Origin of the sequence: Algimonas ampicilliniresistens, assembly GCF_030159955.1 — a bacterium.
Classification (GTDB): domain Bacteria; phylum Pseudomonadota; class Alphaproteobacteria; order Caulobacterales; family Maricaulaceae; genus Litorimonas; species Litorimonas ampicilliniresistens.
In genome coordinates this window covers 1,334,993-1,347,933 of record NZ_BSNK01000001.1, presented here as the reverse complement: position 1 = coordinate 1,347,933, position 12,941 = coordinate 1,334,993, and the positions used below count along the sequence as shown (strand labels likewise).

Sequence of the window (12,941 nt, the reverse complement as noted above, 5' to 3'; positions counted from 1 at the left end):
TCATGCAACCGGTTTCGGGCCATCGTCGCCAGAGAAGTCGAGCGTAACGGTTTGCCCGTCCCGAACAATATTGACGCTATTGCTCTGCCCTTTGAGCAGGGATCGCAGCATTCGCGCATCGATACTTAACGCCCCGTCACTGATATGACCTTCTTGATAGACATAGGCGCTATCGCCTTGGATTTCAGCGCCAATGAGGTCGAGCGCGACAGGTGCCCCACTGACGGCGAGAGTGAAATTCGCCTCTGTATAGAGCGCGAGGTGGGCTCTAGCGCGCAGTGACCCGAGATCAGGGCGGTCGATCAGACCAGCCTGAAACAAGACGGACTGTGCATCCTGCAAATGATAGACGTGAACGACAGACACGTCTCCCTTTTGCGAAATTGTGACTTCAGTTTCCGTGCGGGCGAGGCGGTGTGCCCATGCCGGCCCAGCCCAACAGAGCGCGCCGACCCCACACAAACCGCTTATAACTGTCCGTCTAGTCGTCACGGCCGAGCATTCGGCGAAGGGTCTCACGGATCGTGGTACGGGTTTCTGCATCCTCGGCAGGTGCTTCTTCGACGTCCGTCGACTCTACGGATTCAACCGGTGCATCAGCCGCGCCTTCAGAGCGTTGCAAGGGTAGCTCTGAGCCGTCTTCACTGGCGGGCTCAGACTTGTCGTCGGACTTTAGCTCACGGAGCATGTCAGCCATCATGCTCGTGCGTTTCGCATCCGATTTATAAAGTGACAGCCGATCAGATGTCACGGATTGCGGGAAGCCATTGTCACGGTAATTCGCATCCGCTGTTTGGTGAGCTGCATCCAACAGAATTTTCTCGATCCGCTTATCGCGGATAATCAGCTTGGTGACGCGCTGGCTATCCCGTCGCCAAATTTCAGCCGGAACCATAACTTCTTCAGTCTCGCCGTCTGCAAAGGTGAGCGTCAGGGGCAGAGGTGAAATCAAACCGCCTTTATTCTCGAAGTCGATGAAATAGAGATATTTACCGTCTTCCTGTGCCCGGTCATAGGCTGCGCGTTCCCAGTCTTTGAGACCTTCGAGAAATTTGGTGAACTTGTTCCGGTCCGCATTGGTTTCAGCAAACTTGTCATTGTCGTTGTAAAAGTCATTGAGGTCATCGAACCGATCAACACGTGTCGTCCGGCCTTCCTCACGGTTACGGCGCTGAACAATGTTTTCAGGATATCTTTGAAGGTCTTCATCCCGGTCGATGCTGCTTTCGACGTCTGGGTCGTTGGTGCCGATTTGGTATTCTCGGACATCGGTAATCGCCATGTCGACATAGTCAGTCCCGAAGAACCAACCGCGCCAGAACCAGTCGAGATCGACCGCGGATGCATCTTCCATTGTCCGGAAGAAATCTTCAGGCGTTGGACGTTTGAACTTCCAGCGACGGCTATATTCGCGAAAGGCGAAGTCAAACGCCTCGCGCCCCATAACGGTTTCGCGCAGCACAATTAGTGCGGCCGCCGGTTTGGCATAGGCATTGGGGCCGAATTGAAGCACCGAGTCTGATTGCGTCATGATCGGCACCTGATTGGAGCTCGTCATGTAGCGCGTGATTTCATCCAGCGGGTTTTGCATATTGCGCCGGATCGGGAAATTTTCTTCCCACTCATACTCGGCCATATACTCCAAGAAGGTATTGATGCCTTCATCCATCCAGGTCCAGCGGCGTTCGTCGCTATTGACGGTCATCGGGAAATAGATGTGGCCAATCTCGTGAATGATGACGCCGATCAGCCCATATTTGACGTTGCGTGAATAAACGGTCTCACCAGACTTCTCGTCGTCATAGGGGCGGTATCCGTTGAACGTAATCATCGGATATTCCATTCCGCCACGTTCCCATGCATTCACGCTCTGGGCGGTCGGATAGGGATAGTTGAAAGCGAATCGGTTATAGACATCCATCGTGTGGACGACGGACTGTGTTGAGAATTTTGACCAAATGGGGTCCGCTTCTTTCGGAAAGAAACTCATCGCCAGAACGCGCGGATTCTCCGCATCGTCCTGTTCGAAAACCATAGCGTCCCAGATATATTTGCGGGAGCTAGACCAGGCGAAATCGCGCACATTGTCGGCTTTGAATTGCCACGTTTTTGTTCCCGTTGCTTTGTCAGCTTCGTTCGCTTCGGCTTCTTCAGGCGTGACAATATAAGTCGGTTTGTCGGTTCCGGCATTGTCGAGGCGACGGCGCTGCGTCGCAGTCAAGACGTCGCGGGGATTTTGCAGAACGCCCGTAGCCGAAACGATGTGATCATTCGGGACGGTCAGATCGACTTCGTAATCACCGAATTCCAGCGTGAATTCGCCGCGGCCTAAAAACTGTTTGTTCTGCCAGCCCGTGTAGTCTGTGTAGGCGGCGAGGCGTGGAAACCACTGTGCCAGAGCAAAGATGTGATTGTCGTCGTCTTCGAAATATTCGTAGCCGCCCCGGCCGCCAACCGCGACTTCGTCAATAATGTTATGTTCCCAATCGACCTGAAAATCGAATGTCGCGTTAGGCGCGAGGGGCGCGGGCAGATCGATCCGCATCATGGAATCATTGATGAAATAGGACAGGGTGTTTCCGCTGGAGTCGGCGACCTGCGTAAACTCAAAGCCATATTGGCGGTCTTCCATCGCATGTTCGTAGCGGAGCTGGCTAAAACTATAGCTATCTGAGTCCCCGGCGCCGTCGCCGCGGCTTGTTCCGGAGGCAGCTGCTGTCGCGCTTTCCCGGGCTAAGCTGCCATCCTTAAAGCGCTGCTGATCGAGCGCGAGCCAGATATAGGTCAGCGTGTCGGGTGAATTATTGACATATTCAATGTCCATTTCGGCGATGATACGACGAGCCTCTTCGTCGAGCGTGGCATCAATATCGACGTTGGCGCGCTGCTGCCAATAGCCTGGGCCGGGCGCACCCGAGGCTGAGCGGTAAATGTTGGGCGAACGAAGCTCTGTGCGGAGCTGGCGAAATTTCGATGCGGCGTCCGTATCGCTGCCAGCGACACCGCGAGAGGGCTTCTCATTGGCGAAAGTATCTGAAGCGAAACCCAGCCCCATCCAAATGGATAGGGCCGTTACCGTTGCAAGTTTGAAGGCAGTAGTCAGCTGGGACATTCGGGTCTCCGGTAAGCGTAGGTAGGCGCACTTAAGGTAAGTTAGTTTGTAGGGTAGCGTCATAATGGGGCAGGGTAAAAGGGGAACGCTTCATTCTTCGATTACGCTTTGGAGAGGGTGGGCGTGTGATTTCCGCCGTGACCGAGCAACAAAAAGAGCGTCTTGCGCGGCCTTAAGAGGATGTGCCTTTCGAAAAGCGTGACGACCATGAATGACGCCGCCCCGATTAGTGTGTTCATCATAGACCTTTTCAACCCTGTCTGCGACCGCGCGCAACGTGTTGAAGCGGTCCAAAGTCGTCGCCCGCGCTTCCATGAGCGCGTTCTGCCGGCTTTGGAACTGATCGGTCGCGATGGCGTCACGAATGATTTGAGCGGTGGCCGGGACATCAAAAATATCGATTGGAATGAGCGCATCAGACGGAAAGATTTTGGCATAATCGGGATCGCCAAAATAAAAAGGTAGGCACCCGGCGACGAAGCAGTCGGTCAGCTTCTCGGTAAAATGGCCTGGCTCGACATGATTCTCGACCGCTATGTGATAGCGGTACGTCGCCATTGCTTCGGCCTTGTCATCGACAGGCTGAATGCCGCGACCAAATAAGTTCAACATTTCACCAAGCTCCACTTTCAACTCGCTGAAGAAAGCCAAACGTCTGGCGTGTACCGTATGCGCCATCGCTTTGGTCGACGACATGGCAGAGAGATCAGCCGATTTTTCCGGGGGATTTTCCGGGATTGTCAGGTGAGCGCCGCCCGCAAGATTGCGTCCATAGAAGAACCGAAGCGGCGGTGTTTCGCGGATTTGTCGGGGGTGGTGAACAAGGCTCGGATGTTTATGGGTCCAAACATGGCCGAATTGGCGAAGATAGCGTGGTCCGTCGATGCGGATCGACGCCGGTTCCGTCGTCAACAACATAGTGTTGATCGGGGCGCAGGCGAGGGGTTCTCTACGTAAAACCTTGGATGATCCCGGCAAGGGGGAGAGGTCCTCATAAGCGACTAGAAAATCGTAATCGCGATCATTCGGGTCAAAGCTGAAACGGCATGCGCCGATTTGATCTGTTCCGGTCGGCAGAAGCGGACGCCACAAACCTTCGACTTGATCAGGCTGCGTCTTAGACATGAATTTGATGCGGATCGGTGCGTCTACCAATGTTCCGCAATCCAAGGGGTTGGCCGGACATGTTTGTAGAGTTTCTTCCATCCAGCCTTCACTGGCCACACTCCGCGCAGGGCTTCGTCTTGGTCCGGCTTGCCCGTAAAAGCGACGATCCGAGTTTCGGATGGCAGCGTAGGCGCCTTGAAGAAGTTCAAAGGCCAAGGCGGCATAAGTGTGTGCTTAAAGGATGCGCACCACAGCTTTGGCCAGAACACCATGTCCTCGACTTCCTTTGAGATATAAAGCTGTTCGATCCGGTAAGTACTAAGAACACGTTCCGGATTGTCCTGTAAGTTATTGAAAATGGATGCGTATTTTCCGACAGGAAACCGGAAGGCTGACGTGTTGCCATTGCCTTGACCCATTTGAGTCCAATTTTCGATTACGCAATATCGACCGGGTTCAAAATCAAACATGACATCCAGTGACCCCGTAATCACGAGGTCGAGATCGAGGAACAATACGTCGCCGGACAAATCCGCGATGGGGTCGCGCCAAAGTACAAGCTTACGCCACGGTGTATTGATCAACTCAGGCGGTAGATTGATATCCGGAATCGGATGGCATTGAACCATCGGATCGATTCCGGTTTCGTCGTCTGTGAGGCAGACAAGCCGGGTTGGGCGGTCCGTATTCCGCTGGACCGCCGCCCACATCCGATTGACGAATTCAGGACCGTAACGGGTCCCCCATTTCATGCAGATAATAGTCTGCATGAGTAGGCTCAGTCGCTCGCAGTTCCGCGTTGCTCATCCCGGAGCGCGCGGAATTCATTGCCGTCATACCAGTTCGGCCAATCATTACTGTCGGCGAGATTATAGCCAAGCTCGAACATGATTTCTGTGACTTGCTTCACGCCTGACAGGTCCCAGCTATTGTCATACTCATCAGCGGGCTTGTGGTAGCGGATTTCGGTATATTCCTTACCGAAGGCCTCGCCATAAGCCGTGCCTTTTGTGACATGGTCCACGCCGCCATCAGCATAGAGCATGGGGACGCCGAGTTTGGCGAGGCTGATGTGATCAGAGCGGTAGAAGTAACCGGCTGATGGGTTTTTGTCGGGTTCGATCCGCATGCCGCGCGGCTCTAGGACCGCATTTAAGTGATCTTCGAGTTCAGAGGCTCCGTAGCCAATAACAAGAATGTCTTTGGTCTCGCCGACAGGTTGGATCGCGTCGATATTGATACCGCCCACCGTGTTTGCGAATGGGACGAGTGGCTGTGCGCCGTAATAGGCGGAGCCAAGCAGACCTGACTCTTCAGCAGTGACAGCGAGGAACAGCGCTGAGCGTTCCGGTGCGCCTGCTTCAGAGAAGGCTTCCGCAATCTCGATGATCGCGGCTGTGCCGGTCGCATTATCGACGGCGCCATTATAGATATGGTCTTCGCCGGGGCCGCTATTTCCGAGGTGATCCCAGTGCGCCATGTAGAGCACATATTCGTCTGGTCGTGTGGTGCCGCGAATACCGCCTGCAATATTTGCGGACTGCACGGTCGAGACAGTCTGTATTAGATCCGCGTCGAGCGAGAGATCACCCATGTCGATGGGGGTAAATCCAGGCGCGGATGACTTTGAAGACAGTTCTTCAAAGTCTAAACCCGCCGCGTCGAACATAGCTTTAGCAGTATCGAGATGGACCCAGCCTTCAATGGGTGTGCGTGATGCGCCACCATCGGGACGGACGAGATCATTTTGCGGTCCGGTCCAGCTGCCGCTGACCACTTCCCATGGATATGAGGCAGGGGCCGTATCGTGGATGATGATGGCGGCGGCTGCGCCTTGCCGTCCGGCCTCTTCGAATTTGTAGGTCCAGCGCCCATAATAGGTCATCGCTTCGCCGTTGAAGAGCTCTGGGTCGCGGGTGGCAAAACCCGGATCATTGACCAACATGACAACGGTTTTGCCCTCGACGTCGAGGTTCTCATAGTCGTTCCAGTCATATTCTGGCGCGACGACGCCGTAACCGACGAAGACAAGTTCGCTATCCCGTACGGCGATGCTCTCATCTAATCGCTTGGTCCAGAAGACGGCATTCGTGCTTTGGTCTGCCGTGACCAGCGCCTCATCGCCATTACTGATCATCATCATACTGTCCGGTGACACGACGCTTTCAGTCAGCTCGACGGTTTGTAGCCATGTGCCGTTTTCACCCATTGGCTCAAGACCAGCGGCTTCCATTTCAGCGACGATATAATCGACGCTCATCTGACCGCCTTCAGTCCCGGGCGCGCGGCCCATAAATTCGTCTGACGATAATGTCTCAATGCGTCGACCGAGGTCAGCGACGGATATCAAGGCGTTCGAATCGATCACTGGCTCGACGGGCTCTTCCGCTTTTGGCGCGCAGGCCGAGAATACAAAGGCGGCGCAAGCGCTCGCCATAAGGGCAGTTTTAGTCATTCGAAGTCTCCCATTCATCTTGACGCAGTTGCTAACGACGCTGGAACGATTATCAAGCCCGCAAAACCATCAAGGGAATCCTAAACATGAAACATTGGGCATTAATGGGTGTGGCAACCCTTGCATTGGCATCTTGTACGACTGTGGCTGATCAGCCCTCTGACATGATGATGAAGGCACCTGTTGAGGCGATGATCTTGGAGGCGGCCCGATCAGGGACGCAAGGCTATGACATTGTTGAAGGTCTGACGACGGAAATTGGACAGCGACTGGCAGGCACCGAAGCTGAAGCCCGTGCGCGCGATTGGACCGTCGCAAAGTTTAAAGAGATTGGCCTACAGAATGTTCGTGTCGAGCCCTTCACGATTTCCGGCTGGGAACGCGGTGTTGAAACAGCGTCTATCGTCAGCCCATTCCCACAAGAGATGCTGCTCACTGCGCTAGGTGGCTCCGTCGCAACGCCTGCGGGAGGTGTGACGGCTGAGATCGCTTACTTCCCAACCTTTGAAGACCTCGAAAGCGCACCAATGGATAGCCTCGACGGAAAGATCGTCTTTATTTCTGGTCGGATGGATAAGGCGCCGAATGGAGCAGGCTATGGCCCTGCCAATCGTAAGCGTCGGTCTGGAGCTTCTGAGTCCGCCAAGCGTGGCGCAGCAGCCGTGGTAATCCGCTCAGTCGGAACAGATTCGCATCGTTTTCCACACACAGGACAGATGCGATATGCCGACGGCCTTCCGAAGATTCCGATTGCCGCTTTGTCCGCGCCGGATGCCGATCAACTCGAACGCATTTTGGAGCGCGGTCAGGCCGTAACCATGGCTCTGAATATTCAACCTCGCGCGGTCGGTGATCGTCCGTCCGGCAATGTCATTGGCGAGATTGTCGGCACGGAACGCCCGGAAGAAATTGTTCTCATTAGTGGTCACCTGGATAGTTGGGATCTGGGAACGGGCGCGATTGATGATGGGGCTGGAATCGGCATCAGTGCCGGTGCAGCTCAAATTTTGATTGAAGCGGGGCTGAAGCCGAAACGCACCATTCGCGTTGTGGCCTATGGTGCCGAAGAAGTTGGGTTACTTGGCGGGTTCGCGTATCGGGACTTGCATAAGGACGACCTCATCAATCATGTCCTCGCGACCGAGTCCGATTTTGGTTCCAAACCCGCCTACGAGGTCCAACTCGGAGTCACAGAAGGGGCAGAAGTGATCGAATCTGTCGCTGATATGCTGGGCCTGCCAATGAGCGACCAGCCAACAAATGGCGGGCCTGATATTGGCCCGATTGCGGCGCTCGGTGTGCCGACCATGCGGTTCCAACAGGACGGCACGGATTATTTCGATCTTCACCACACGCCTGACGATACGCTCGACAAGATTGACCCGGATGACATTGCCGAAAATGTTGCCGCCTTCGCCCTCATGGCTTGGCTGGCAGCCAATGCGGACACGGACTTCCGTGCCGATGACCCACAAGCAGGAAACTAGACGATGGCGCTTCCCGAAATTCTGAAAAAAACGCGTATCCCTGTTGTAGGGGCCCCACTCTTCATCGTCTCAGGCCCTGAACTCGTGATTGCGCAGTGCAAAGCGGGCATTATCGGCAGTTTTCCTGCGCTCAACGCCCGTCCGGCTGAGATGCTGGAAAAATGGATCGTTCAGATCAAACTGGAGCTAGAGCAGTATCAGCGTGATAATCCCGACGCGATCGTCGCGCCCTATGCGGTCAATCAGATCTGCCATCCGTCAAATGACCGTCTGCAGCACGATATGGAAATCTGCGTGAAGCACGAAGTGCCGATCATCATCACCTCACTGCAAGCCAATCAGCAGGTCTATGATGCGGCGCATTCTTATGGCGGCATCATCCTGCATGACGTGACCAATATCCGTCATACGAAGAAGGCGCTCTCCATGGGTGCGGACGGGATTATTGCCGTTTGCAACGGGGCGGGGGGGCACGCCGGAACATTGTCACCCTTCGCGCTGATTCCAGAAATCCGCGAATTTTTCGATGGCCCGATCCTAGCGTCTGGTTCCATCAGCACAGGCGGCTCGGTCGCTGGTGCCATCGGGATTGGCGCAGATATGGCCTATATCGGCACGCGCTTTATCGCGACCGAAGAAGCGAACGCTACGCCAGACTATAAACAGGAAATCGTGGACAGTACGGGCGGAGACATTGTCTATTCCTCCCTCTTTACGGGCGTCCATGGCAACTATCTGCGCGGCTCGATTGAGAAAGCGGGGATGGACCCTGACAATCTACCGGGCGCTGACAAGACCTCCATGAATTTTGGCTCTGGCGGAAATACTGACAAGAAGGCGTGGAAAGATATTTGGGGCGCGGGACAGGGTGTCGGGCAAGTCAAGAGTTCTCCACCCGTTGCTCAGGTCGTCAATCAAATGGAGCAAGAGTTCAGAGACGCTATCAAACGGTTGTCTGACCTAAAATAGGTCAAAAACTAAAGCCGAGCCCGGTTTCATTGGTTTTCGCTTTGCGAAGACTTCCAGCTTCGGTTACGCAAAGGAAAAGGTGAGCGCTGGCGACTCCAGCGTTCATTGTCCGGTTTACAAGACCTGTCGGATTGAAGCTTCGGCTTCTGTTGGTCTGACTGTCAGAAAGGGTTATCCCATGGAAGAGTTCACCACGACCACTATCGTCGTATTGCTGATTGCGTTTGCGATTGGGTTTTTGTTGGGATGGTTGTTTAAACCGAGCAAGAAGGTTGCCGGAGATCTCTCGATTGAAGGCGAAGGCGCTTTACGGGCCGAGGCCGATAGTCTTCGGGCGCGCGTCCAAGATCTAGAAGGCCGTGTTGCAGGTCGCGATCAAGAAGTCTCTGACCTGAAAACGAAACTGGCTTCCGGTACGGCGCCGACAGGGTCGACAGCGAAGACAAGCGATGCAGACGATACATACGCGTTGGAATGGCAGAATCGGTACCTCGCCGCGCGGGTGAAATATCTGGATAGCCGCCTCGCGGAATTGGGTGATACGAGTCCTGCCGCTAAGGCTAAACCGGCTGCTGCCAAGAAATCACCAGCGAAAAAAGCTCCAGCCAAGAAAGCTCCGGCGAAGAAAACAACAGCTAAAAAAGCGCCCGCTAAGGCTAAACCGGCTGCCAAAGCCAAAACGGCCACAAAATCAAAAGCGGTTGCTAAGCCTAAGAAAACTGCCGTGAAGACAGTGGCTGCGAAAGCAGCGACGACCAAGAAAGCCCCGGCCAAAAAAGCTCCCACTAAGAAAGCGGCGTCTAAAGCGGCAGCGGCTAAGAAAGCTCCGGCTAAGAAAGCCCCCGCCAAAAAGGTTGCCGCTAAAAAAGCGCCGGCGAGCAAGGCGGCTCCTAAGAAAGCGTCTGCTGCAAAGAGTAAAAACGACGCCGCGTTTGAGCGTTACTACGATAAGGTGAAGGCCTTCGATGCACGTGCCTCACGGGCTGTGGTTCAGAACATTGTCGACTATTGCGGTGTGTCTCTAAAATCTCGCGATAGTAGCCTGGTGGCCTGCACAGATGAATCCGAACTGCGCACCGTCGCGAATGGTTTCGTGACCAAAAAGCTCGGTATTAAAGACGGTCAGATGGATCTCGTTAAATCTGTCTGTGAGCAGATGAAGGATCAGCGGCTGAAGTCGCGCGTGACCTTCTATTATCTGACGGCCAAAAAAGCGCGGAAGCTGAGCCTATTTAGGTAATGATCCGCGCGAAGCGCATCAATACATTCAGAGAAGCCCGTCATTTGGCGGGCTTTTTTGATTCTTAGCGGAGGTTGATCCTCGGCCGTCAATGCGACCGCATGTTTACAGCATGAAAGCTTACCCCAGATCTGCAACGAAACGAATAGATGAGCGGTCGATCCTTATCCGACAGAAGGCAAAAACGTCTCAGCCTTCGCAGGCTGAGAAACACTGGTTCTGGCCAAGCCATGGCAAGTTAGGACGAGCTGTTCTTCCTCCCATCGAAGTCAAGAGTGCCGCGTGGACTTGGCGGTGGCCCGATTTCACACCAGCCGAGATGGCATGCCGACATTGCGGTGAAAGGTTCGACTGGCCGAACTTTATGGATGCATTGCAGGCCGCGCGTGACCAAGTCGGACGTTCCTTTCGCATTCTATCTGCGCATCGTTGCAGCCTGCACAATGCACGCGTCGGCGGTGCGCCACAGTCGCAACATCTCCAACTCGCCGTCGACATTGCTCTGCGCGGTCATGACCCCAATGTCCTTTTAGCCGCGCTTCGTGACGCGGGCTTCACGGGCTTCGGATTCTACACCACCTTCATTCACGCCGACATGGGCCGTTCGCGCCAATGGTTCGGCTCCCGAAAAGCGAGGCAGATATGGCCAGCATAGCCAACCTAACTCTAGACGCCGCCGCGGGCGGACTGTTCGGACTTATCGGAACGGCTCTTGGCCGGGTCGCAAGCTTCTTTGAACGACGTCAGGCATTCGCGCAGGAACAGGCGAAATGGGTGCATGAGCTACAACTGCATGAGATGAATATGCGCGCCAAGGCACAGGAGACTGAAGCCGAACTGGCGCTTGTCGCTCAGGCCGGAAGTTGGCGCGGATTGGAAGCTTCGATCTTAGCAGACGCGGCGATAGGAGAGGCGTCGCGGTGGGTGGTCAACACACTGCGCCTCGTTCGTCCAACCCTGACATTCCTGCTCTGGCTCATTACGGGATGGATCTTCGCGATCACTCAGGACGGTACGATCGTAGAAGCGGCAGTCTTCGCAGCGACCGCAGCGACCCTCTGGTGGTTCGGCGACCGGGCGCCTCGTTCTCCGTCTACATCTCCGGGTCGGGTATAGGTTGGGTCTCTTCAGTCGGTGTAATCTCTGGAGATGGTGCGCTCTCAGGAACAGGCGTTGATGCGGGTGTGGATGTCGAGGGTGATGCCGCCGCGCTACCCTCACTGATCTCATAAGCCACAGTTTGCAGCGCTTGCAGGACGATTATAGCACCAATGAAAAACATGATGAGGGTGTAAACCGACCCGACGCCTAAGGCTGTCAGGATAGATTTGAACCATCCACGTTTGAACATGCGTTTTGCCGATATGGGCAAGTAAATTAGTAAAATCATCGTGTAGGGTAAGATCAGCCAAGCCGTCGATGTGAACTGGCTGAGCAGAATGAAGGCGAACAACAGAAGAAAAGAAAAGGCGTGAACATAGGCGGCATGGACCAAATGGTCATATAACATCGCCGTTTCGCGGCCTCTGATAAAGAGGGCGCCCATAAACATGGCGAAGGGCATCATGAAAAACATGGCCCATTTCAGTTTCGTATTGAGCTGGTTATTGATCACTTGAGGGTTGCGTAAGACGCGCGAATAAAGCTCGCTCATACCTTCACGGTCCAAGCTGACCGATCTCCCATCAGTGCCTGTAATATTGAGCGAATTGCCGTTATCGTTGTTTTCCGTAACGCTCGCTTCGCTCTCGGTACTATCAGCATCGACATCGGCAGTATCGGTCTCCGCCCGATTCATAGCTTCCTCTAGTGCCAGCACCATGCCTTCGCGGGCTTGAATGAGCGCCGTTTTTGACAACTCATCTTCTGCGAGGTTTATTTGTTCGGTCAGTTCGTCAATTCCACGTTGCAAGGACTCAGGATCTTGTAAGTCGCTCAGACCATCGCGAAGCCCTTGCAGGAAGCCCATACTCTGTTCGATGGATTCGAGTTGAGACACCGGAACGAGATCTGACTGACGTACGAAAAACAGCAGGCGCTGATCGAAACGAGCCCCTTCGCCGTCACCGAATGTAATAGCGGCGCTCCGATCACCTGAGTTCTTCTCTAGCGCTCCCAGAGCGACGATTTGAGTGTCTGATAAGGCGATATAGCCGAAGAGCAAAAGTGATGTAGCGAGGAAGAGGCGCATAGGCGACGTCCATTTCTGGCGCGCACCGTCGGCATAGGCGCGAGCCATCCGGCCCGGTCTGAGGATCAAACTATAAAGGCTTTTCCAAATTCGCCCCTCAAAGGCTGTTAAGCTCTGAAACAGTTCTACGCCGAGAGACCAGACCGACCGACGATAATTGTCGTTCTTGTTGCCACAGGCGTAACAGAACAGCCCGGTCATCGGTTCGTCGCAGGAAAAGCAGGTCAGCGACTGGTTGGCATTAGGAATGCTGTCCGCGTCGAGCAGCCCCGATTGGTCTCGTACTCCCATCTCGTGGAATAGGCTTTCCTCTTCAGTCCCCATAATTCGCCTTATGCCACGTTCATCGACTATGTGAAGCGCTCGGCTTCGGGTTGCAC

General features: G+C 54.6%; 11 protein-coding genes. 5 read left to right on the top strand and 6 right to left on the bottom strand.

Going from position 1 to position 12,941, the window contains the following annotated elements:
• The 5 genes from QQL54_RS06340 to QQL54_RS06320 form a co-directional block, all read right to left on the bottom strand.
• Complete coding sequence (locus QQL54_RS06340; RefSeq protein WP_284388781.1) at nt 1-492, bottom strand: DUF6702 family protein; 492 nt, start codon at nt 490-492, stop codon at nt 1-3.
• Nucleotides 482-3,112 carry a M1 family metallopeptidase gene (locus tag QQL54_RS06335; protein WP_284388779.1) on the bottom strand — a complete coding sequence of 877 codons (2,631 nt, stop codon included), beginning with the start codon at nt 3,110-3,112 and terminating at the stop codon, nt 482-484. Before QQL54_RS06335 ends, QQL54_RS06340 begins: the two co-directional genes overlap by 11 nt.
• 90 nt (nt 3,113-3,202) lie before the next feature.
• Nucleotides 3,203-4,237 (bottom strand): glycosyltransferase family 10 domain-containing protein, encoded by a 1,035-nt coding sequence (locus QQL54_RS06330; RefSeq protein WP_284388773.1) that lies wholly within the window; start codon nt 4,235-4,237, stop codon nt 3,203-3,205.
• Nucleotides 4,238-4,260: 23 nt separating this feature from the next.
• Complete coding sequence (locus QQL54_RS06325; RefSeq protein WP_284388770.1) at nt 4,261-4,989, bottom strand: hypothetical protein; 729 nt, start codon at nt 4,987-4,989, stop codon at nt 4,261-4,263.
• 8 nt (nt 4,990-4,997) lie between these two features.
• Nucleotides 4,998-6,674, bottom strand: coding sequence for a M28 family metallopeptidase (locus QQL54_RS06320; protein ID WP_284388767.1), 1,677 nt, complete (start codon nt 6,672-6,674; stop codon nt 4,998-5,000).
• An 86-nt stretch (nt 6,675-6,760) separates the two neighbouring features.
• Between QQL54_RS06320 and QQL54_RS06315 the strand changes: the two genes are divergently transcribed.
• The 5 genes from QQL54_RS06315 to QQL54_RS06295 all read left to right on the top strand — a co-directional run bounded on the left by QQL54_RS06315 (nt 6,761) and on the right by QQL54_RS06295 (nt 11,486).
• The gene (locus QQL54_RS06315; protein WP_284388765.1) at nt 6,761-8,161 is read left to right on the top strand and encodes a M20/M25/M40 family metallo-hydrolase; all 1,401 of its coding nucleotides are present in this window, start codon (nt 6,761-6,763) and stop codon (nt 8,159-8,161) included.
• Nucleotides 8,162-8,164: 3 nt separating this feature from the next.
• Complete coding sequence (locus QQL54_RS06310; protein WP_284388763.1) at nt 8,165-9,130, top strand: NAD(P)H-dependent flavin oxidoreductase; 966 nt, start codon at nt 8,165-8,167, stop codon at nt 9,128-9,130.
• 178 nt (nt 9,131-9,308) lie between these two features.
• A complete protein-coding gene (locus QQL54_RS06305; protein WP_284388761.1) occupies nt 9,309-10,370 on the top strand; it encodes a DUF2853 family protein in 1,062 nt (353 codons plus the stop codon).
• A gap of 91 nt (nt 10,371-10,461) precedes the next feature.
• Entirely contained in the window at nt 10,462-11,025 is a 564-nt protein-coding gene (locus QQL54_RS15530; protein WP_431355918.1) for a D-Ala-D-Ala carboxypeptidase family metallohydrolase, read from the top strand.
• Entirely contained in the window at nt 11,013-11,486 is a 474-nt protein-coding gene (locus QQL54_RS06295) for a hypothetical protein (protein WP_284388758.1), read from the top strand. Before QQL54_RS15530 ends, QQL54_RS06295 begins: the two co-directional genes overlap by 13 nt.
• Here the strand turns inward: QQL54_RS06295 and QQL54_RS06290 are convergent.
• Nucleotides 11,464-12,885 (bottom strand): DUF3667 domain-containing protein, encoded by a 1,422-nt coding sequence (locus QQL54_RS06290; protein ID WP_284388756.1) that lies wholly within the window; start codon nt 12,883-12,885, stop codon nt 11,464-11,466. The two genes, QQL54_RS06295 and QQL54_RS06290, sit on opposite strands and share 23 nt — an antisense overlap.
• Between the last annotated feature and the right edge of the window lie 56 nt (nt 12,886-12,941).